The 24,440-nt window shown below is 30.4% G+C and carries 16 protein-coding genes; 3 read left to right on the top strand and 13 right to left on the bottom strand.

Annotation, left to right across the window (positions count from 1 at the left end):
• Window positions 1-28: 28 nt before the first annotated feature.
• The 3 genes from ACSIGC_RS17690 to ACSIGC_RS17680 all read right to left on the bottom strand — a co-directional run bounded on the left by ACSIGC_RS17690 (window position 29) and on the right by ACSIGC_RS17680 (window position 1,246).
• Complete coding sequence (locus tag ACSIGC_RS17690; protein ID WP_442266088.1) at window positions 29-406, bottom strand: hypothetical protein; 378 nt, start codon at window positions 404-406, stop codon at window positions 29-31.
• A 12-nt stretch (window positions 407-418) separates the two neighbouring features.
• Window positions 419-655: a hypothetical protein gene (locus ACSIGC_RS17685; protein ID WP_442266087.1), complete on the bottom strand. Its 237-nt coding sequence runs from the start codon at window positions 653-655 to the stop codon at window positions 419-421.
• 369 nt (window positions 656-1,024) lie between these two features.
• Window positions 1,025-1,246 (bottom strand): hypothetical protein, encoded by a 222-nt coding sequence (locus ACSIGC_RS17680; RefSeq protein ID WP_442266086.1) that lies wholly within the window; start codon window positions 1,244-1,246, stop codon window positions 1,025-1,027.
• Window positions 1,247-1,432: 186 nt separating this feature from the next.
• Here ACSIGC_RS17680 and ACSIGC_RS17675 point away from each other — a divergent pair, with 186 nt between their 5' ends.
• From ACSIGC_RS17675 to ACSIGC_RS17665, 3 genes are read left to right on the top strand one after another with little or no spacing between them, the layout of a single operon-like run.
• The gene (locus ACSIGC_RS17675) at window positions 1,433-1,606 is read left to right on the top strand and encodes a Lacal_2735 family protein (RefSeq protein WP_442266085.1); all 174 of its coding nucleotides are present in this window, start codon (window positions 1,433-1,435) and stop codon (window positions 1,604-1,606) included.
• Window position 1,607: 1 nt separating this feature from the next.
• Complete coding sequence (locus ACSIGC_RS17670) at window positions 1,608-2,012, top strand: DUF2452 domain-containing protein (RefSeq protein WP_442266084.1); 405 nt, start codon at window positions 1,608-1,610, stop codon at window positions 2,010-2,012.
• 28 nt (window positions 2,013-2,040) lie between these two features.
• On the top strand, window positions 2,041-3,288 hold the full coding sequence (locus ACSIGC_RS17665) for an FAD-dependent oxidoreductase (protein WP_442266083.1): 1,248 nt from the start codon (window positions 2,041-2,043) through the stop codon (window positions 3,286-3,288).
• Between the two features lie 297 nt (window positions 3,289-3,585).
• Here ACSIGC_RS17665 and ACSIGC_RS17660 read toward each other — a convergent pair whose 3' ends face one another.
• The 10 genes from ACSIGC_RS17660 to ACSIGC_RS17615 form a co-directional block, all read right to left on the bottom strand.
• Complete coding sequence (locus tag ACSIGC_RS17660; protein ID WP_442266082.1) at window positions 3,586-4,359, bottom strand: glycoside hydrolase family 16 protein; 774 nt, start codon at window positions 4,357-4,359, stop codon at window positions 3,586-3,588.
• On the bottom strand, window positions 4,359-6,620 hold the full coding sequence (gene bglX, locus ACSIGC_RS17655) for a beta-glucosidase BglX (RefSeq protein ID WP_442266081.1): 2,262 nt from the start codon (window positions 6,618-6,620) through the stop codon (window positions 4,359-4,361). Before bglX ends, ACSIGC_RS17660 begins: the two co-directional genes overlap by 1 nt.
• 70 nt (window positions 6,621-6,690) lie before the next feature.
• On the bottom strand, window positions 6,691-8,361 hold the full coding sequence (locus tag ACSIGC_RS17650) for a glycoside hydrolase family 16 protein (RefSeq protein WP_442266080.1): 1,671 nt from the start codon (window positions 8,359-8,361) through the stop codon (window positions 6,691-6,693).
• 13 nt (window positions 8,362-8,374) lie between these two features.
• Window positions 8,375-10,426, bottom strand: a complete 2,052-nt coding sequence (locus ACSIGC_RS17645) for a PKD domain-containing protein (RefSeq protein WP_442266079.1) — start codon at window positions 10,424-10,426, stop codon at window positions 8,375-8,377.
• A 14-nt stretch (window positions 10,427-10,440) separates the two neighbouring features.
• The gene (locus ACSIGC_RS17640; protein ID WP_442266078.1) at window positions 10,441-11,919 is read right to left on the bottom strand and encodes a RagB/SusD family nutrient uptake outer membrane protein; all 1,479 of its coding nucleotides are present in this window, start codon (window positions 11,917-11,919) and stop codon (window positions 10,441-10,443) included.
• Window positions 11,920-11,930: 11 nt separating this feature from the next.
• The gene (locus ACSIGC_RS17635; RefSeq protein ID WP_442266077.1) at window positions 11,931-14,957 is read right to left on the bottom strand and encodes a SusC/RagA family TonB-linked outer membrane protein; all 3,027 of its coding nucleotides are present in this window, start codon (window positions 14,955-14,957) and stop codon (window positions 11,931-11,933) included.
• 198 nt (window positions 14,958-15,155) lie between these two features.
• Complete coding sequence (locus ACSIGC_RS17630; protein WP_442266076.1) at window positions 15,156-17,951, bottom strand: triple tyrosine motif-containing protein; 2,796 nt, start codon at window positions 17,949-17,951, stop codon at window positions 15,156-15,158.
• Window positions 17,952-19,604, bottom strand: a complete 1,653-nt coding sequence (locus tag ACSIGC_RS17625; RefSeq protein WP_442266075.1) for a solute:sodium symporter family transporter — start codon at window positions 19,602-19,604, stop codon at window positions 17,952-17,954.
• A 485-nt stretch (window positions 19,605-20,089) separates the two neighbouring features.
• The gene (locus ACSIGC_RS17620) at window positions 20,090-21,250 is read right to left on the bottom strand and encodes a M12 family metallopeptidase (protein WP_442266074.1); all 1,161 of its coding nucleotides are present in this window, start codon (window positions 21,248-21,250) and stop codon (window positions 20,090-20,092) included.
• 384 nt (window positions 21,251-21,634) lie between these two features.
• Complete coding sequence (locus ACSIGC_RS17615; protein WP_442266073.1) at window positions 21,635-24,274, bottom strand: valine--tRNA ligase; 2,640 nt, start codon at window positions 24,272-24,274, stop codon at window positions 21,635-21,637.
• Window positions 24,275-24,440 lie beyond the last annotated feature (166 nt).

Raw genomic sequence — 24,440 nt, 5'->3', positions numbered from 1 at the left:
GTGTTTTAAGGAAATTGTTCCTTTAAAATTAATTTTGAAATTTTTTGACATCTTTAAATTTCTTTAAAGAAAAAAACACTCCTAATACTATTAAAACAATCATACCATATTGAGATAAAAACTTGCCATCTTCATCTCTTACTATAGCTGGATTATTCTTATCATAATAGATTTTAATTATATCTCCTGTAGATTTAAAAGTTCCAATAACTGGAAGCCCTATCAATTCTACATAAGTTTCAGTAGTTTTTCCTTCTTCTGTTGTAAAGCTAACTATAGCAATAGTTTTTCCCCTACGTTTCTTTTCTATTTTTTTAATAGTTCCAGTTGTTTTCATCCATTCTTCTTGTGAGGAAGCTTGAACACTAAAAAAAAAGAAACATAGTAAATAGATAATTTTTTTCATAATAATTAAAAATTACACTATAATTCCTGTATAAATTTGTTCCATTTCATTAAAAGCTTTCTTTTGAGAATCTATTAATAAAGCATCTTTAATTTTACCTAAAATAATTTCATCAATACCTCTGTAAGCTTTTTGGCTTTTCCCAAACCATCCATGTAAAAAAACATTAAGAATTGTATAACTCAATTCTATTGTTAAATCATCTAAGAAGTAAACCTTTAACCCATGCATTGCACTTTTTTTAACCATAATACACTTTTGCATATTCCCCTCAGCATCTTTTCTAATTTCCCATTTATCGTATTGAATATTCGAATTGTATTCTGACTTTTTATTGATAACCCCTTGTAATTCCTCTAAAGAATTATACTCTTCTTTAATAGTTATTATTTTTTTATTCTAAATGATGTTTTGGTTATAAAGTTCAAAAGTATAAGAGAGAGCTTTAATTTAAATTACCAAACCCATATTCGTGAGGTTATAATAAATATTCGTAAAATGAATTAAAATCAAAAAAATGTAAATATCAATTAATAAAAAAAGCTAACCTAAGTTTATTAGATTAGCTCATTAATTGAGGGAAGAAAATTAGAAAAAGAAAGATTTTGTTGTAATAATCTATAACAGAGGTTTTCCTTTTAATCGTGATTCAATCTTTCTTTTCTTAACGGTTAAACGTTTCATTATATCCATTAGTTTAGCGTCTTTAGTTCTTTTATAGATTTCATTCAATGCTAACACTAATCTTTTTGCCTCTCTTGATGCAACTACTCTATCACTTGTAGTCATGTTTTTCATCTTGGCTTGTTCGAATGCTAATGCTTCACTTAGTATATCCATAATAATTTTGTTTAAACTTATTCAAATATAATTAAACATCATCACAAGATATGTTAATAAATTCCTATTGTTTATTAATTTGAATTATTTTAAATAAAGGAAATCCTTCATAATATTTTTTTGTTTAATTTTTACACAATAAATATAAACAAAAAAATTATCTTTGTTTTTATTAATTGTGTATTTATGTTTAATTTTTTCAAATCAAAATCACTAAAAGAAAAATTAGAAGATCGTTACAAAAAATTACTGGAAGAATCATATAAACTTTCTACAGTAAATAGAAAACTAAGTGATGAAAAGGCTTATGAAGCTGATCAAATTTTACAGCAAATAGAATCTTTAAACAAACAACAATAATATGGAAAAAGGAAAAAAGCCTGACTATGTTGTATACAACTATGAAACAGAATCGTATGATGCTGCTTTAAAACCTTATTCGACTTCTGTTGGCGCTCCTAAAATTACGATTGATGATAACACAGCTTGGAAAAACAGAGTTACTAATAAAGTAAATCATAAAATTAAAACGAAGTACGAAGAACTTAAAGAAGCTTATGCTAAAATGATGGAAGAGTTTGAATACAATAATTTGATTTTAAATGCTGAATTTTCTTTTGAACCAATTATTGGTCAAACATATCATTTGTACATCAACAAAAAAGGAATTCACTTTTTATCACTTATTGCACCAGATCAATGCAACTTTAATTTTGTGGGGAGTTTTATTTTAAATGCCGATCAAACTTGGGAAAAGGTAAGCTAAATTATTTTATATCTAATAAGTATTCGTTATGAAAAAAAATCTAGATATCACTATTGTAGGCGCTGGTGTTAGTGGCTTGGTAGCTGCTATTGTACTTGAACAACAAGGATATGCTCCAACTATAATTGAAACTACAGACAAAGTTGGTGGGCGTATAAAAACAGACTATATAAATAATTATCAGTTAGATCATGGTTTTCAAGTCCTTTTAACTTCTTATCCGCTTGCTAAAAAGTATTTAGATTATAATGATTTAGATCTTCAAAAAATATCACCTGGAGCCATTATTTTTAATAATAAATCTATGTCTGCTATTGGAGATCCTATAAGGGATTTATCATTCTTATTCTCCACTCTCTTTTCTAACTTACTTTCTTTTAAAGACAAGTTAAAGGTTTTTAAATTGAATCGTACTTTACAAAAGAAAACCATTAATAACATATATACAGATAAAGAAACTTCTACTTACAAATATTTAACAGATTTTGGTTTTTCTTCTAAAGCTATAGATAACTTTTTCCTTCCTTTTTTTAGTGGTATTTTTCTAGAAAACAACTTAGAAACGTCTAGTAGACTATTTGAGTTTATTTATAAAATGTTTGGTGAAGGTTATGCTGCAATTCCTAAAGCTGGTATGCAAGCAATTCCGAATCAACTAAAAAATAAACTAAAAAAAACAAATATCATATTTAATACCAAAGTAGAAAAAATAATTAATTCAGAGATTTATCTTAATAATGGAGAAATTATTAAAAGTAACTATAATGTATTAACTGTAAATCCTAATGAGATTTTAAATACTAATACTACTAAATTTTCAGAATGGAAATCTTGTCACACACTATACTTTGAAACATCATCTAAAATTATCGACAAAGCTCTAATAGGATTAATAACTAATAAAAAATCTTTAATTAACAATATATTTTATCATACAAGTTTAAAAACAGAAAAAACACCTAAAAATGAACTTTTATCTGTTACAGTTGTAAAAAATCATGAATTAAACCACGATGATCTAATAAAAAAAGTAATTCAGGAACTAGAAGAAATTTGCAATATAAAAGATCCTAAATTTATTAAAGATTATTCAATTCCATTAGCTCTTCCAAAAAATAAAACAATTACAAACACCAATAGTATTAAAATAAATAGTAATACTTTTTTAGCAGGTGATTATTTATTTAACGGCTCTTTAAATGCAGCTATGTACTCTGGAGAAAATGCTGCTAAAGAAATTATTAAAAACATAAATAATAAACACTTAAGCAACTAAATATATAATATTGTTTTTTTTAAAAAGTCACACTAAACAGTGTGACTTTATAAGTGGGGGAATAAGATATTTGGTATAAAACCGACGGCAAATATACTTACACACTTCTGTCAGCTAATTTAAAATTAGACATAAAACAATATTCTTTCGACAAAAGACTTAATACTTAGGTTAAACGAACAAAAAAACTCAAATAGAAAACTAAAAACCAACTCTTTAAAAATAAAAAAGATCATCCAAAAGATGATCTTTTTTGTAATTATGAAGATTTAAATTCAAACGAATTAAAATTAAATTTTAATTAGCGTAAATCTTTATATCATCTATAATGAATTCTTGAGGAAATATAGTATCATCTACTTCAGGACCTCCAAAATTTCCACCTATAGCCATGTTTAAAATCAAATAAAATGGTTTATCATAAGGCCAATTTTTTTCATCCTTTTTATTCGGAGCATATGTATAAACTTCCTCATCATCTATATAAAACACAATGGATTCTTTAGTCCATTTTGTCTTATAAAGATGAAAACCTTCTTCTATATTATCTATTACTGTTTTCTTGGAATTAATTGTATTTCCATAACTAGAGCTATTGTGTAAAGAATTGTAAATAGTACTTGGTTCTTTTCCTACATATTCCATAATATCAATTTCACCACAAGCTGGCCAAGTATTTTTATCGATATCGTACCCTAACATCCAAATAGCTGGCCATAAACCATGACCTTTAGGTAGTTTAGCTTTTACCTCAATAGTTCCATAGGTAAATTCGAATTTAGACTTTGTATGTATTTTTCCTGAGAAGTAAGACGAATCTTTCTTTGTTCCTTTTATAACAAGATTACCATCTTTTAATGACACATTCTCTTTAGTGTAAAGCTGGCGCTCATTATTACCCCAACCACATAAATTGGGACAACCATTACCAAGATCATAACTCCAAAACTTTGTATCTAAAACTTCTGAGTTAAAATCTTGGTGGAAAATCAGTTTCTTTTCATTCTTTTTTTCACATGAAAAAAATATGATTAGAAAAAATAAAACGTAAATGGGGGCTATTGTTTTCATTAGTAATTAAATATTGTTTCTAGTGAAGTTACTGAACTTCCACCTACAAAAACTTTAAACTCTCCTGGTTCAACAATAAATTCTCCCTTATTGTTAAAAAATCCAAGTTCATTTTTTGTAAGATTGAAAGTAATTTCTTTTGATGCTGAAGGTTCTAATTCAATAAGTTCAAAACCTTTTAATTCTTTTATTGGCCTTGTAACACTTCCTATTACATCTCTAAGATATAATTGTACAACTTCTTTTCCTTTCACTTTTCCAGTATTTGTTACCGTAACAGACACTTTAATGTTTTCTTTTAATGAAGTATCAACAGAAATATTTTCATATTTAAAAGTTGTATAACTTAATCCGTGCCCGAATGGATATAAAGGCGCGTTAGATTCATCTTGATAGTGCGACCAAAATACTTCTTTTTTAGGTCCTGGTCTACCAGTATTTTTCGGATTATAATATATTGGAACTTGACCAACAGCTCTAGGAAAAGTCATAGGTAATTTACCACTTGGATTATAATCTCCATATAAAACTTCTGCAATTGCATTTCCTGCCTGAGAACCTAATTGCCATGCTTCTACAATAGTAGGAATGTGCTCATCTGCCCAAGTAATAGTTAAAGGTCTTCCATTATTTAAGACTAAAACTATGTTTTTGTTTACTTTATAAATTTCTTCTAATAATTCTTGCTGAACACCAGGTAAACCTAGGTTTGCTCTACTTCGTGCTTCACCACTTTGAAAGCCAACTTCACCTAAAACCATAACTACAACATCTGCTTTTTTTGCATTCTGAATAGCTTCTTGAAATTTAGATGTATCTTTTGAATTAACTTCAACTTCATTAATAAAATTTGTATTTCCAAAAACTACTTTTGCTCCTTCTGAAAAAGTAAGTTGATTTCCTGAATATTTTTGCATTCCTTCTAAAACTGAAATTGCTGAATTGTCTTTTGCAGCTAATCTCCAACTTCCCAAAGGACTATTTTTATCTGCAGCTAAAGCTCCTATTAAAGCTATTTTTTTTCCTTCTTTCTCAAGAGGTAGTATATTATTTTCATTCTTTAATAAAACAATAGATTTTTTAGCCATATCTAACGCAGCATCGTGCATTTCTTTACTTCCAATAACTTCTTTTTCTCTTGTTTCATTACAATACTTATAAGGATCTTTAAATAACCCTAATTCGAATTTAACTTTTAAAATTCTTCTTGCTGCATCATTAATTACAGCTTCTGATACTTTACCTTCTTTAACCAGATTTGCTAATTCATTCACGTACGCATACGATTCCATATCCATATCAGAGCCAGCGTTTGCAGCTAACTCTGCAGCATGTTTTTTATCCTTAGCAAATCCATGATCCATCATTTCCATAATCGATCCCCAGTCTGAAACTACAAAACCATCAAAATTCCATTCTCCTTTTAAAATCTCTCTTTGTAAAAATTTGTCACCAGTAGCAGGAATACCATTAAGCTCATTAAATGAATTCATAAAAGTTCGTACTCCAGCATCTTTAGCAGCTTTAAAAGGTGGTAAAATTGTATTATATAATGTAGAAACTCCAACATCAGCTGTATTATAATCTTTTCCAGATTCAGCAAATCCATACGCTGCAAAATGTTTTGCACAAGCAACTAATGTTTCTTCATTTGATAAATCTTCTCCTTGAAATCCTTCTACTCTAGCAACAGCTATTTTACTTCCTAAATACACATCTTCTCCTGCTCCTTCCATAACTCTTCCCCATCTTGCATCTCTAGAAATATCTACCATCGGAGCAAAAGTCCAATTTATACCAGCAGCAGCAGCTTCTTTAGCAGCCATTTGTGCTGATTTTTTTATTGCTTCTAAATCCCAACTTGCAGATTCTGCTAAGGGAATTGGACTTTGGGTTTCATACCCGTGAATAACATCAAAACCAATAATTAAAGGAATTCCTAATCTGCTTTCTTCTACAGCTACTTTTTGAACTTTACGAACATTGGCTACTCCACGAACATTTAGCATAGATCCTACCAAGCCTTTTCTTAAATGATCATATTTCTTAGCTGCATCTCCTTCACTTGGAACTGGTCCAGTTACATCCCAAAAACCATTATACTGATTCATTTGTCCTATTTTCTCTTCTAAGGTCATTACACCCAATAGAGAATCTACTTTTTTATCTATATCACTTTTGGATTCAACATTTAGTTTTGACTCACTTTTACAATTAGCGAGCACAAAAAAAATGGATAGTAGTAGTATACATTTTTTCATAATTTAAATTTAAAAGAGGTTAAACAGTACTACTAATTTAACCTCTTTGAATTAATCAAACTAATTTACACTATTGAAATACTTTAACGTAATCAATTTCCATTGTAGCTTCTGAGAAGCTTGAATCAATAGAGCCACCTAAAGTTCCTCCCATTGCTACATTTAAGATCAAAAAGAAATTCTCATTGAATGGCAAAGCTGAAGTATTGGCTAATTCATAATATTTAACATTATCTAAATACATGCTAATACTAGACTCTGTCCATTCTAAAGTATATAAATGAAATTCTGATGTTGCATTAGTAATTGAAGTTGTTTGACCAAAATCTGCTTTTGTATTACTTGCTGTATCTTGCCAATGACAAGTTGCTAGAACTGTGTTTTTATCAGCTCCTGTTTGCTCCATAATGTCAATCTCGCCAGAAAAAGGCCAACCTACTGTAGGGAAATTAGAGCCTAGCATCCAAATTGCAGGCCAAGTACCAGCTCCTTCGGGCAACTTTGCTCTAACATCTACTCTACCGTATTTAAAATTAAATAGTCCCTGTGTTTTTAGTCTTGCTGAAGTGTAACCACTTCCTAAAAAGTTTTCTCGCTTTGCTGTAATTACCAGGTTTCCATTCACAACTACCGCATTATCTGCTCTATCTGTATAATATTGTACTTCATTATTTCCCCAACCATTTGTTCCTGTACCAATATCATAAGTCCATTTTGTTGGATCTGGTGCACCATTGGTTTCAAAATCATCTTCCCAAATTAATGTATTAAAGACAGAAGGAGAAGTTGACACAGGTTCTTCTGTCGTTAAAATAAAGAACCAACTTAAACCATCATTTCCTATAATCTTAACATTCATTTCTGTTGCTGACCTACTTAAAATTGAAAATGTTCCACTATTTCCCACATAAAAACCGAAAAAACCATTATTTGTTAGAGTTAAAGTTTCTTGCCCAGCCGGTGCAGTTAAACTCCATGTTCCCGTAAAATCATCTTTTGCATAATTCTCATGTTCGTTATTTCCGTTTGGTGTTAATCCCTGATCTCCAAAATCTTGATCTAATGGTCCTGCCTGCCCGAAAATTGTTCCAGAAGGATCTTCTGTAGGATCATCATTTACCGAGTTTGTAATAATCTTAAACGTTCCATCTGAATTGAAAACATAACGATCATCGTACATTCCAGTACTTGCTTTATCTCCTGGAGGAGCTGCGAACCAAATTGGTGATGTTTCTTCTGGAGGACCTACTCCAAAATGCGCATTTACTTCAGATTTCACTCTCCACGTTTTTGAAGTTACTGCATCTGGATTTGCTGGATCGAATCCGTATAACATTTGTTTTAAATCATCTGGTGCTTCATATAAAGCTAATACATCTACTTGTATTGTTTTACTTGATGAAACTCCTCCTGTACCTATTGCAACTACTGTTACTGTATATGTATTTACTCCTAATTCACTAAAATTATATGTGATTTTACCATCTGGTTTAGATGATTCAATACCATTATAAATAAATTTAAACGATAAAGCATTTTCTGCTGTGGCTCTAAAATTTACAACTCCACTACCATCGCCGTTAGGATTTGTAGTATCTTGACCAATGATTTCTGCTTCAATAGTAATATTACTCGGTGTAATAATATCTCCAAAATCATAGTTATTCTCTTCACAACTATTTAATAATAGCATTGTAAAAATTATGATAACTATTTGAGGTATATATTTCTGTATTTTCATTGCTATCCTTGGTTTAATTCGTTAATGTTAATTCGTCATAATAATACTCACTGCCATCTCCATTGACTCCGAAATCAAAGAAAATAACTACTCGAACATAATCGGCTGCTGGTGCACCACTAAAATCATAAATCAATTCTTCCCATGAATTGGAAACTGTAGTGTTTAAATCAACTTCATGTGTAATACTGGCATCTTGATTCTCTAATTTTAACTTCACTACTGCTCCTTGTTTGGGTGACCATGTTTTTACACTAATCTTTGAATAAGTAGTGAAATCTAATGCTGTATCTGTCTCAAAAAAAGCTCCTGCCCAAACTTCTGAACCACTTGTCTTTGTTAACTTTGCTACATTAGATGTAGTATTTACACCATTCATGTCTGGATTGGTAATGACTTCAACTCCAGCTATATTTCCGAATGATGTAAAACTTGGTGCTGTACCTTCAAAATCTTGGAATACTAACGAAGAAACTCCTGAATCGTTTACTAGGGTAATATCATCGTAATAATATTCACTACCATCTCCATTGACTCCAAAATCAAAGAAAATAACTATACGAACATAATCGGCCGTTGGGGCTCCACTGAAATCATAAATCAATTCTTCCCATGCATTAGAAACTGTAGTGTTTAAATCGACTTCATGTGTAATACTAGCATCTTGATTCTCTAATTTTAACTTCACTACTGCTCCTTGTTTAGGTGACCACGTTTTTACGCTAATTTTTGAAAAAGTAGCTAAATCTAATGGTGATGAAATTTCAAAGAATCCTCCTGCCCAAACTTCTGACCCTGAGCCTTTAGTTAATCTGGCAACATTAGCCGTAGCGTTAATTCCACTCATATCTGGATTAGATACAACCTCTACTCCTGCTCCTCCGAAACTTGTAAATACTGGTGCTGCTCCTTCAAACCCTTCTACAACTTGACTTGTAGTATTACTTGGATTTTTCCAGAAATAAACATTATCAATAAATACAATACCTGCTCCACTTGGATCGCTTGAGATAATATACTGATTGATATCTGAAAATGATTCCATTCCTGCTGCTGCAAAATCTGATAAAGGAATATCTAAAGAAACCCATTCTCCTTGAGTTGGAGTAAATGACAATTCCGCTTCGGTATCACCTGCTCCTCCAAAACCATCTCCTTTGAAATCAACTAATTTTAAACGGAAAGCTGTGATGTTTGGAGTCCAAACATCTAAGTGGATAAACTCCATCCCTGAAGCATCTACTGGTGAACTTACTGTTTCTATTCCATTAAAATTTAACCCAGTGTATTTCTTTGTCGCATTACCTGCAATCATAACATCTTCAAAACTTGCTGCACTCCAAACTGTATTCCAGGTATCGACACTAACATCAGTATAAGCATCACTAAATAATGAAATAACATCTGATTCAACTCTACTTCTTGGCGCAGCGGCCGCTGTAGTTGGTGCTAAAATTTCTGTAACCGTAAAAGTAGCTGTATATTCTGTAGTCGCAATTGCTGCTCCTTTTGCTACAACTCGAATATCGTAATCTCCTGGAGCTTGATAAACATAACTTAATGATTCTCCTATGTTGGCTGTAGCCACTGGTTGACTTACTCCTGATTCTCCTGAGTAAAACTCATACATAGTCGCGTAATCTGCTGTAGCTGTAATATCAACTTGCTTTGAAACACTTACACTATTTTCAATAGTAACCATTAAATTCTCTGGAGCTTTAAAAGAAACAACTAATTCTTGTGTTACTTCTGATTTTTTTCCACTGATATTAAAAGCCTCTATTTTTACCATGTAGGTCCCTTCTACATAAACATGAGAAACACTTTGACCAATAGCTACATCAGCAAAATCCGAACTACCATCTCCAAAATAAACTTTAAAACTATTTGCACCATCTGCTGTGGGCGTAATTGTAACCAAACCCGTATTGTCTTGCGCTAACGAATAAGTCGCCGAAACATTAGTAGGAGAAACCAAACTGTCTACAAAAGATAGATCACGATCTTCTTCTATACAACCTACTAAAACTAATAATCCTAATATGATATAATATATTTTCTTCATAATCTTATTTGTGTTTAATATCCTGGGTTTTGACTCCAATTTCCATTTGAAAACTGTATTTCTTCAATAGGAATAGGAAATAACTCATTCTTACCTACAGTAAATCCGTTAATTAAGTTTCCATTTCCTGTTCTTACCAAATCAAAAAATCTATGACCTTCGCCAACTAACTCTAATCGTCTTTCGTTATAAATTGCTTGAGTTAATGCACTTCCTGAATCTGAAATATCGTGATTCATATCCCCAAAAGCTCTTCTACGAACTCTATTTAAATACTCTTGTGCTCTTGTATCACTAATCCCTCCTCTATTTAATGCTTCAGCAGCCATTAACAATACATCTGCGTAACGAATAGCTCTATAATTATTAGGGTTTGTAAGATTTGCATCTCCCGTATTTAAATCCCCTTTTCTAGCGATGTATTTTCTATTGTAGAAACCAGTATGTTCGAAACCTTCCGAAAAAGTAGCTCCTGTACTAGCTGCCCAAGCATTTATATCTAAAATTGCAACATCTCTTCTGTTATCTCCTGTTTCAAATGCATCAAATACCTCTTGTACTGGTATATTAAAGCTGAAACCAGAATCGAATGTAGGTCCATTATAATTTCTTATTCCATTAAATCCTACAGCTACATTACCTTCACTACATTGTAAACATCCAAATCCTGCGCCTTCAACATCAGTATATTGAACTTCAAAAACAGATTCAATTCCGTTTTCACCGCTATGTTCAAAAATGACATTGTAGTCTGTAACCAAACCAAAAGGTCCGTTATTTATTAAATCTTCTAATACATTAGTAGCTTGAGCAAATTTATCTTGATACAAATATGCTTTCCCCAATAAAGCTTGAGCAGAACCTTTGTTAGCTCTTCCCACTTGCGGTGATGTATAAGACAAGTTTGCTACGGCAAATTGTAAATCCGCTTCAATAGAGGCATAAACTTCTGCAACTGTTGCACGTGGAATACTTTTTTCATCTCCAACATTAAATCTTGCATCTCCTTTCATTGGAATTCCTCCGAACCACTTAACCAATTCAAAGTGATAATATGCTCTTAAAAATCTAGCTTCAGCAATGATGATACTCTTTCCTTCGAAATCTGTTTTATCTTTAAACTCTAGAATATAATTTGCTCTATTAACACCAGCAAACATCCAATTCCAGATATCTCGCAAATTGCTATTTACTTCAGTGTGAATCATATCATCGATTTGTTGAAAACCAATAACATCTGTAGCACTTTCACCTCCACAAAGTGTATTATCGGAAGCTATTTCACCTAACATGGCATTAACATAAGTTGCTTGTAATAAATCGTAAGCTCCAATTAATGCTCTATAATAATCATCTTCTGAATTAAAAAAGTTTTCAGAATCGATACTAAATTCTTTTGTGTCATCTAGGAATTCATCCGAACACCCATAAAATGAAGCTCCTAGCATTAAAATTAATACCGTAAATACTATTGACTTTATATATTTTTTCATTTTCTATCGTTTTAAAAAGCTAAGTTTAATCCTAAAATATACTGACGAGATACAGGGTAAATTCCTCCATCGATACCTGAACCGATTGGATTAAACTGTGATGAACCTGCACTTGAAGCTGGATCGAAACCATTATAATTTGTAAACGTAAATAAGTTATTTACTGTAGTGTATAATCTGACTTTAGAAAAACCAATATTATCTAAAAGTGTTTGTGGTAAGCTATATCCTATTTGAATATTTTGAATTCTTAAGAAGGATGCATCTTCCACATAAAAGGAAGAAAACAAACTATTATTTGTTGCCCCTGTAGTAACTCTTGGTACTTCATTACTTGTACCTGGGCCTCTCCATCGATCTAAGTATAATGCCAATCTATTTACATTAGGTTGATTTCTTTCATAATTTCTAACCATATCTTTATTCAACTCTGCATATAAATAGCTTCTGAAATCCCAATTTTTATATTTAAAACCAAGGTTTAGTCCCATAATATATTCAGCTTGTGGATTACCTATATTCGTTTTATCATCAAAATTTATTACTCCATCTCCATTAACATCTACAAATTTTAAATCCCCCGGAACAGTATCAACTCCTAATAAACCTGATTGAGAAGGCGAGCTATTTATTTCTTCTACCGTTTGAAAAACTCCATCAGTTTGTAAACCATAAAAATAACCTATAGGTTGTCCTACTTCCATACGTGACGGTGCAGGTTGACCGACACCAAATGAACCTCCTTCTAAAAATACTCCTCCATTTACAGCTGTAACTTCACCATTTACTTTTGTTAAGTTATAGTTAAGATCATATGAAAAATGATCTCCAATTTCATCTTTATATTTTAATACAAATTCAAAACCTTTTACACGAGAAGAGCCTGCATTTACAGTTGGACCTCCAGAACCAGGTGCCGATATTCCTGTTATTCCAGAAACTGGTAAATTTGCTATTAATAAATCATTTCGATCTTCTCTGAAGTAATCTCCAGATACTTCTAGTTTATTATTAAAAAGAGTAATATCCAAACCGACATCTAATTTTTCACCTCTCTCCCATCTTGCCTCAGTATTTGGCAACCTTCCTACAGATACTCCGTTTACTAAAGCATCGTTAAGCACATATGTTGCTTCTCCATCTAATCGAGCTCTAAAAAGATTTCCTCCTGCATTGTTTCCTAAAAATCCATAACTAGCTCTTAGTTTTAAGAAATTAATAAATTTTAAATCTTTCATAAACTCTTCTTCAGACACTTTCCAACCTCCAGTTACAGAAGGAAAATAATCTACTCTATTTTCAGGAGTAAAATCTGAGGCTGCATCTCTACGAATCATTCCAGAAATTAAATACTTTCCTTTAAAATCGTATTGTACTCTTGCGAAATATGATAATAATCGATTATCAAAAACAAAAGAACCATTTGTTAATGCATCACTTATTCCATCAGCTAAAGCAATATCTGCAAACTCCCACGCATTATTCGGTACATCAAATCCCGTTGCAAAAAGTCCATCCCCCCAATTTTTTTGCATGCTTGTACCCAGTGTTACATCTACATTATGATCTTCATAAAAAGTTCTTTTGTAATTGATAAACGTCTCCCAGTTGTAATTATTAGAATTTGTTCTAGATTGATCTACTTGACTTCGATCTCTGTTGAATACTTTACCAGATCCATAATTTACGATAGGTAAAAAAGTTTTTCCTTTATCACTGTATATTTTATAACCTATTCTTGAAGTGATTGTTACATCTGAAAAAGGTTTATACTCTAGTTTAAACATTCCCTCTAATCCAGATCCGAAATATTCATTGTAAGTATCTCTTATTTGAGATAAAGGATTAATCACTTCGTTTCCTAAAAAACCACTAGAATCTTCTTGATCTAAAGCAAAAGTTGGTGCATAATTCAACGCATTGAATAACACAGAACCTAAACCGTTTTCTGCAATAGCTTTTCTATCGAATGTAAAATAATTGGTCGTTGTTGATAGCTTTACCTTATCACTTAAATCAATTCCTAAAGTAAGCCTGATGTTATTTCTAACAAAATTAGATTTATCTGGAGCGATAATTCCATCCTGTTCTAATCGAGAAGCTCCTAAATAATAATTCATCTTTTCTGCTCCTCCAGAAACGCTAATATTATGATTAGACATAAAAGCTGTTGTGAAAATTTGATCTTGCCAATCCGTATTGTTTGAAATACTTGTTACATCAGGAAAAGGAATAGTTTGACCTGCTGAAGCATAACTTTCATTTAAAAGAAATGCATATTCAGTAGCATTTAAATAATTTAATCTTTTTGATGTTTCTTGTATACCTGTATAACCATCGTAAGTAATTTTCATCTTTCCGTTTTTACGACCAGATTTTGTTGTTACTAAAATTACCCCGTTTGCTCCTTGAATACCATAAATTGCAGCTTGAGCATCTTTAAGAACTGTTACCGATTCGATATCACTTGGATTTAATGTATTCAAATTCGCTCCGGCTAATCCATCTATAACAATTAAAGGTCCATTTGAACTATTAGAACTAATACCTCGTATTAAAATATTAAAATCACCTCCTGGAGAACCAGATGCTTGATTAATTGATATACCTGTTGACGTTCCTTGTAGTGCTAAACTTGCATCAACTGGTTTTAAATCTTCTATAACTTCTGCTTCAACTAAAGAAACTGCACCAGTTACATCTTTTTTAGATTTTTTTCCATATCCAATAATTACAACTTCCTCTAATTGTTGAGAATCTTCAATTAAAGATACATTGATTAAATTACCACTAACTATTACAGATTTTGTAACATACCCTAAAGAATTGAATATTAAAAATTCACCTTTCTTTGTATTAATTGTATAGTTACCATCAAAATCTGTTTCTGTTCCTTTTTTTGTGTCTTTTATTATAACACTCACCCCAGGTATAGGTTCACCAGTTTTTGAATCTATTACTTTTCCACTAACACTAGTTTCTTGTGCATGAATTACAACTATAGCTATAGAAAATAATAGTGTAATTAGTTTTCTCATATAAAGAGTTTTTGATTATATCATAAAATTAGCGGTAGATTTTTATAAAATCGCTAACAAACCCCAATACAAAAAACATACAATTCAAAAAAGCACACTTATCCCAATAAATACCAATAGTTTAAAAACTTTTGAAATAAAAAAAAATAGTGTTGTTGTGGTAATGTATGGTTTACAACTTTTAGATGTTGTAGTGTATTATATTTCTAGTATATAAGAAGTTAGATTAATATTGTGTTCCAAATTCATTTTTTTACGCAAACGGTATCGTTTTACTTCTACACTTCTAGGAGAAATATTTAATAAAGGGGCTATTTCTTTAGAAGATAGGTTTAATCTTAAATAAGCACATAATCTTAAATCGTTTGGTGTAAGATCTGGATGGATTTTTTTAATCTTATTGATAAAGTCTTTATCGGCATTATTAAAAGCTTCTTCAAACATTTGCCAATCATCTGAATTATTTAAATTTTTATCAATTATTTTTATTACACTTTTTAAGCTTTTATCGTCTCCTTTTAAAATATCTTTCTTTAATGAACTTAATAACTCGTTTTTCTTTATCATACTCATCGTAGAAATAGCTAACTCTCTACTCTTACTCTCAACATCTAATCTTAATTGATCATTTTTCACCTTCATAAGTTCTCTTTCATTCTCTAAAGATTTTAACTGAAACTCTTTCTTTTGTTTGTATAATAAATCTTCTCTTTGCTTTCTGTAATATCGTTTATATAATCGATCCATAAAAAAAGAAAACAGAAATACTAAAAATACATAACCTATAATTGCCCAATTTGATATATACCATGCTCTATGAATAGTAAATGAATATTCTGCTACATTTTTTACAAGTTCATCTCCTATTTTAGCTCTAACTTTAAAAGTGTATTCTCCAAAAGGTAAATTTTTAAAAAATGAATTATTTTTAATACTCCAAGAACTCCAACCGTTAGTATACCCCTCTAAAAAATATTGATATTTAATTATAATATCTTTAGATAAATAAGGAACACTATAATCAAACTCTAAATTATTATGCTTTGACGACAGGCTTACTGGTTCATAATTATTTAATTTTAAACAAATTGGACTCCCATTTACGGTATAATTTTTTATAGAGTTTATTAAAATCTGATAATCTTCTTTGTCTTCATTTTTAAGGTTTGTAATTAAATATCCGTTTAAAGTTCCTAGTAAATATTGTTCGTTTTTAATCTTTTTAATGTTCTCATATCCTACAGCTCCTTTTCGCATTTTACTAGCAATACCTTTTCTCGTTATTATTGAATTAGAACTAAATTTATCTGGTCTTAAATAGTTTACATTTTCTTTAGAAAAACTAAATAATTTATTGTCTTGTTCTTCATAAACTAATACCCCCGATAAAAAATCATCTTGAGAAATTAATTCACTTAAAACATCGTCTTTTATAAACTTTTGAGCTTTATCTAAATATCTAAATACTCCTCCTTTGTAGGCGTATAAAATATTATTTTGATACTTTATTAAGCTAGAATGAGCTCCTTTAATTAAAGTACTATCAATAGTATACTTTTCTACGTTTTTAAACTTATCGTCTATTTTCAATTTGTAAACACCTTTATATTCGTGATTTACAAAAACGGTATTGTTGTGATGTAGTTCAAAAAATTTGCACGAGTTATTAAAACCCTCGATTTTGTGAGAAAAAGTCCATTTTCCATCTGACTTTTTTAGCACATAAAGTCCATCATAATTTCCTTGTAATAGTTTATCTTTTTGAATTTTTTTTACTCCCCAAGTACCTTGTATATTACTTATTTTAACAACTTCATCTTTTTCTACAATATAGGTTCCAGAATTATGTCCGCAGAATAATGTATTATCAATTAAAGTTAAATTCCAAACTTGACCTTGAGTGTTTTTTATAAATTTAAAGTTATCTTCTGAAGGATATTTTTTTACAAATAATCCCTGATTAGTTCCTAAATACAAGAATCCGTTATGGTACATAGAAGTATAAACCGTACCTAATTTCCCTTCTAAATCTTTATATATTTTGAATGAAGATGTAATATCAATTTTATTAATTCCGTTATCCAATCCTAACCAAATATCTCCTTTTTTGTCCTCAAAAGTGCATAAGACTGTATTATTAGAAAGTCCTTTATTTTGATTTAAACTATATATTAAATTTCCAGAAGCATCACAATACACTATACCATTAGAAATTGTTCCAATAATAAAATTTCCGTTATTAAATTGATGTGCACTATAAACTGATTTTCCTTTGAGGTATTCTGATAAATTTTCAGTTAGAATGAAGCCTCCTTTTTTAGTGTAAAAACCATTATTTTGAGTTAAATAAACTAATTCCTGATTCAATTTTAGTAAAAAAACAACTACATTATTTTGTACTTCTTCATCTGCCGAAACTAATTTAGCGATACCTTTTTCTATTTTAAAAATACCTTTACCTAACTCTTGAAAATAAATTGTGTCATCTACTTTAAACATTTTAGTTATAGATGTTTCTGAATTTATTGTTTTAGTAATTTTAGTTTCTAAATTATGAATATAAATTCTTTGAAGTGATTGAAAAATCATCCATCCATCTAATTCAAAAATATTCCAAAATTGCTCGTCAGGAAGTAATTGTATATTATTATCTCTTACTAATGATTTATAATGTAAAATTCCAAATTCATCTCTTTTCCAATAACCAAAATCCATGTAAAAACCTGTAAAAATCTTATCGTTTTCGACTTTTACAGATCGCATTATGGTTTGGTTTGGAGTTGGATATAAATTCCATTTTGCTCCATTAAACTCTAATAAACCTTTGTTATTAGCTACATAAACAAAACCATTTTCAGCTTGAGAAATAGACCAATTTTGTGACTCTGCATTGTAATCTTCAGGTAAAAAATGATTAATTAAAGGTAACTCCTGAGCTTGTAAGGATATAATACCAAAAATAAATAAGAAGTAATAAAATCTTAAATGTATCAACTAAGAAAAATAGATATAAATTAATATTACAATAATACAAATAAAAACACCAACATGCCTAGTATACTGCCATGGAGTAACATCTACTTGTTTCGATTCTTGCTGTTCATACGCTACTTTTTTAGAATAAAACCTTCCTATTAACAACATTATTATTGTATTCAAAACAAATAATATAGCCATCACATGGAGAAAATGAGGATATGCTTCTGCTTTAATAATTTCTTCATTAAAATTAAGTCCAGAACTTTTAGCTTTTTCTATTGCTGTATTAATACAATCTGGTCGAAGAAAAAATTCACTAATTATATACAAAACAGACCCAGTAATTAATCCTATTTTAGCTGCTATAGCAGGTACTTTCTTTGTAACAAACCCAATGAAAATAATAGTTAAAATAGGAATACTATACACTCCATTTACTTGTTGTAAATAAGCAAATATACTTTCTAAACTTGATAAAAAAGGAGCAATAAACATTGCAGCGATTGCTAATAAGATTCCAAATGTTTTTCCATATTTTACCACTTCTTTTTCGTTAGCTTCTGGTTTTATATGCTCTTTGTAAATATCAATCCCAAAAAGAGTTACAGAACTATTTAAAACACTATTAAAAGAACTTAAAATAGCACCAAATAAAACCGCTGCAAAGAATCCTATAAATTCCTTAGGTAAAATTTTTCTAACTAAAGCTCCATAAGCTTCATCTGGAGCACCAACTTCTAGCATACCTTGAGTAGACATGTAGTAAGCAATAATCCCTGGTAAAACTACAATTAATGGTCCTAAAATCTTTATAAATGCTCCTAATAATAATCCTTTCTGACCTTCTTTCAAATTTTTTGCTCCTAATGCTCTCTGAATGATCTGCTGATTGGTTCCCCAATAAAAAAGCTGTACTAACATCATTCCTGTAAAGATTGTAGCAAATGGAACTGATGCTGAAGAATCTCCTATGGAATTAAAATGATTTGGTATTTTATTTTGAAGTATTTCAATTCCATTTACTAAACTATTATCTCCAATATATAATAAACCAAACAAAGGAATTAAAATCCCTCCTATTAATAATCCTATAGCATTTATTGAATCTGAAACAGCAACAGCTTTTAAACCTCCAAAAACTGCATAAATAGATCCGATAATTCCAATAGACCAAACACATATCCATAATGCAACTTCTTTGGAAACTCCTAATAAAGATGGTATATCAAACATTCCACTAATTGCTAAAGAACCTGAATATAAAATAGTAGGCAATAAAACAATTGCATATCCACTCAAAAATAAGATTGAAGTTAATGTTTTGGTTGAAGTATCAAAACGTTCTGCTAAAAACTGAGGAATAGTAATTAATCCACTTTTCAAATAACGTGGTAATAAGAAAAAAGCTGTTACTACCATAGCTATTGCTGCTAAAGTTTCCCAAGCCATTACTAGAATTCCTTCAGTAAATGCTGCTCCATTTAAACCTACAATTTGTTCCGTAGATAGATTGGTAAGTAATAAAGATCCAGCTATAACACCCGCTGTTAAACTTCTTCCTCCTAAAAAATAGCCTTCAGAAGTACTTTCATTTGTTTTTCTAGTTGCACTCCATGAAATAACAGCAACAAGTACTGTAAAGCCTATAAATGATATTATTCCTAACATAAATTTGGTTATTTGATTCTACAATTTAAGATTATTTCTATTGAAATAGCTTAGAAAACAACTCTGTATAGTTCGTGTATAGGTAAATTGTTATTTATTCCTTTTAAATAAAAAAACAACTAATTAATTCTCGTGTTTTTTATTTTTAAAAGATTTAGACTACAGATTATTTTAATAAAATTAAAAAGATTGTATAACTAAATCACACTGTACTAAAAGAACAGAGGTTTCTTTACACTAGGAACTGAAAAATTCCTTTGTTTATTCTAATATAGAATTAGAATTACTTGAATTCATTTCTCTTTCAAGAAAACTTATTTTTAAATAATATTGAAAGTACTGCTATCAAATTACAGGGTTTAGAACTCTTTATTGAAACCAATAAAAAAGGCTGCCCTTTCGGGCAACCTAGATCCATTTTAATAATTAGGATTTGGGATAAGGATTTATTATTATTTACTTTCTTTCCTTTGTTTTTAATTCAATTAAGATCCACACTGACCTAAATTGTTCCAACCTCCAGATACTCTTTCATATAAAGATCCCTGATAAGTAACTCTTGAGCCAATACTATAGCTTGTTCCGCTTACATAAGCAGAAACTCCATCACAAATATCTGCACTTTGAGAACCACACTGCCCAAGGTTATTCCACCCTCCAGATACTCTTTCATATAAAGATCCTTGGTAAGTAACTCTTGAACCAATACTGTAACTTCTTCCACTAACATAAGCAGCTACACCTGCACAAATATCTCCACCACTAGTAGAAGGAGGATACATTTTATTGATTCCCTCAATATCACCAGCTGATAATCCATTTCTTTGAATACTATAGCTAGAACCATCTTTCTTTTCAATTGTTGGTTGCCCATTTTTAGAAAAGAATGTTGGCCCATACATCATAATAGAACCAAAGTCTAAAGCAGAAGTAAATTCATCTCCATCGAAACCTTGTTGAACATAAGTTTGGAAATTAAATGCTCGTCCATCTTGAATATTTTCAAAATTTATATTTACATAATTATCTCTATCTTTTCTACTTTGTTCATGCCATAAACCTACTGCATGACCAATTTCGTGTATCGTATTACCTGTAGTACAACCAGTAGCCAAATTAATATCTTGACGACCTCCTCTTCTTCCTACAAAAGAAGAACATCCAGAACCAGTTCTAAAATATATATAATCTGATTGGTTTGTTCTTTGAACAAACCTTAACGAGGTATTTCTTTCCCAATGTGCAATTGCATCTGTAACACGGCTTTTATTAGCTAAAGAAGATTCTACCGAATAATAAACAGTATTATTTGTCCATCTACTTCCTGTTCTACCAACAGATCTTCCTAATACTTCCACAGGGGAAGGTTCACCAACTTCAGCAGGGGTTTCTGTTAATTGGTTTATATCAAAAAGAATATCTCCATCCATTACATACATACCATTTACTTTTTCTACATTCACCTTACTAGAACCATAGTACATAGTTTGTGCTCTGCCACTTAATGCAGGAAACGCTTCTTCTGGATTAATTGTTTTTGCTTCAGGAGGAATAACTTCACTTAAATCGCTCGTATCTTCACTCTGACACGAAAAAATTAACAATGAACTTGCTAAAGCTAAAAATGGGAGTTTTAAGTTTTTCATAAAAAGGGTTTTTATTTGGTTATTAGAAATTTTCAACTAAAAATGTTAAAAAAAAATAATTCACTTACATAATGTGCTAATTTGTTAATTATTCTTTAAAAAATAAAAGAAATTACATGAGTTATATTTTAACAAAAACCATTAAAAAACAAAACAAAAAAAACGCTAAATAACTGATAAACAACACCTTTTCCTTTTTTTTTCTTTAGTTAAATTTTAATTTATAAAGTAAATTTTATATGAAGTGAATAATTAAAATTTAATAAAAAGTAAAGAAATTGTTGCTTATCGTAAATTTTGAAAAACATTGTAAAAACAAAAAAGCTAAAAAAAATTGCCTTTTACAACAATTTTTTTTAGCCTTAATTTATGATAACTTCCTTATTATTTCAAAGAAGCTAAACTTGCTTTTAATGTTTCAATTTTAGCTACAGCATCTGCTTCTTTCTTCTTTTCATTTGCTACAACTTGTTCTGGTGCATTATTCACAAATCTTTCATTAGAAAGCTTCTTTTGCACTGATTTTAGGAAACCTTCAGTATAATTTAACTCTTCAGTTATCTTTTTAATTTCCTCTTCTACATTAATACTATCAGCTGAAATTGGCACGAAATATTCGTTAGACTTTACTCTGAATGAAGCTCCGTCTACTTTTTCTGTTACATAACTTACTTCAGAAGCATTTACAAGCTTTTTAATTACACTATCAAAACGCTTTGTATAGTTTTCATTATTTACTACATAAAGTTCAATAACATCTTTAAAAGCTATATTTTTTTCTTTTCTGATCGTTCTGATTCCTGAAATAATGTTCGTTGCAAAATCAAACTCTTCAATAATTGACGAATCTTTAACTTCATTAATTTTTGGATACTTCGCTATAATTAAAGCTTCCTCTACTGTTCTTTCTGAAATTAACTGCCAAATTTCCTCTGTAATAAATGGCATAAAAGGATGTAATACTTTCAGATTATCTTCAAAAATAGCCATCACCTCATCATAAGTTTTCTTATCAATTGGTTGTTGATATGCTGGTTTTACAGCTTCTAATAACCAACCACAGAAATCGTCATTAATTAATTTGTAAATACTCATGATTACATCACTTAAACGGTATTTACTGTAATGATCTTCAATTTCAGCTAATGTTTTTTGGAGCTTCGTTTTATACCATTCAATAGTTATTTTACTATGTTCTGGTTGCTCAATTTCTTCAGAAACTTCCCATAAAGATGTTAAATAAAACGCACTCCAAACTTTATTCCCTAAACCTTTACCTTGTTGACATAAAGCTTCATCAAATAATAAATCGTTTCCAGCAGCAGAACTCAACAATAAACCAACACGTACTCCATCTGCTCCATATTCTTCAATCAATTTTAATGCATCAGGAGAATTCCCTAATGATTTACTCATTTTACGGCGTTGTTTATCTCTTACTAATCCTGTTAAATATACATTTTCAAACGGACGAGCATCTTTATATTCATATCCAGAAATAATCATACGTGCTACCCAAAAGAATAAAATATCTGGTCCTGTTACTAAATCATTCGTTGGATAATAATAATTGATTTCTTCATTCTCTGGATTTCTAATTCCATCGAAAACAGATATTGGCCATAACCAAGACGAGAACCAAGTATCTAAAACATCTGGATCTTGTCTTAAATCTGAAGCTTGAAGATTTGCGTTAGATGTTTTCTCTTTTGCTAATTCTAATGCTTTCTCTTTAGTTTCTGCTACTACGAAATCTTCTTTCCCATCTCCATAATAGAATGCAGGAATTTGTTGTCCCCACCATAACTGACGAGAAATATTCCAATCACGAATATTTTCCATCCAGTGACGGTATGTGTTTTCGAACTTTCTAGGATATAATTTTACATCTCTATCTTCACCTAAAACACCTTCAATCGCTGGTTTGGCTAAATCTTCCATTTTTAAGAACCATTGATCAGATAATCTAGGTTCGATTACTGCTTTTGTTCTTTCTGAAGTTCCAACTTTATTGGTATGTTGTTCTACTTTTACTAAATATCCTTTTTCTTCAAGTTCTTTAGCTATTTCTTTACGAACTACAAAACGATCTTTGCCTTCATAATGTAAACCGAAAGAATTTAAAGAAGCGTCTTCATTAAAAATATCGATTACTTCTAAATTGTGCTTATCTCCAAGAACCTTATCATTTTCATCGTGCGCAGGAGTTACTTTTAAACATCCTGTTCCGAATTCAACATCTACATAACTATCTTCAATTATTGGAATTTCACGATTACATAATGGTACAATCGCCTTCTTTCCTTTTAAATGCGTGAAACGTTCGTCTTCTGGATTGATACAAATTGCTGAATCTCCTAAAATAGTTTCAGGACGCGTAGTTGCAATGGTTACTTTTTCATCAGAACCTACAATATCGTATTGTAAATAATATAAGTTTCCTTGTCGCTCTTCATAAATTACCTCTTCGTCAGACAATGTAGTTTTAGCCTCAGGATCCCAATTTACCATTCTGAATCCACGGTAAATTAATCCTTTATTATAAAGATCAACAAAAACTTTGATCACAGCTTCACTCATATCATCATCCATGGTGAACTTAGTACGTTCCCAATCACATGAAGCTCCAAGCTTTTTTAACTGCTCTAAAATGATTCCTCCATATTTATCTTTCCACTCAAAAGCATGATTCAAGAACTCTTCTCTAGTTAAATCATTTTTATTAATTCCCTCTTCTTTCAATTTCGCCACAACTTTTGCTTCAGTAGCAATAGAAGCGTGATCTGTACCAGGAACCCAACAAGCATTTTTACCTAATAAACGAGCACGACGAATTAATACATCTTGAATTGTATTATTTAACATATGCCCCATATGTAAGACTCCAGTGACATTTGGTGGTGGTATTACAATTGTGTATGGTTCTCTCTCATCCACTTCAGAATGAAAATAATTGTTTTTCATCCAGTAATCGTACCATTTGCTTTCAATTTCGCTGGCGTTATATTTAGGTGAAATTTTCATATGCTCTCCTGTTAATCAAGTTGTTTATAGATTATAAAAATGATTTTTTTGGCATCATTTTTGAAATATAGTTGACAAAAATACAACTATCTAATCATGTATTGAAAATTTAGATGTTGATTTTTTTATAACTAAAAAATTATATTAAATTTGTAAACATAGGAAA

The sequence above is a fragment of the Tenacibaculum aquaeponti genome (assembly GCF_052084715.1).
GTDB lineage: Bacteria > Bacteroidota > Bacteroidia > Flavobacteriales > Flavobacteriaceae > Polaribacter.
Note: the sequence above shows the minus strand (reverse complement) of the source record. Positions and strands in the feature narration are given on the sequence as shown.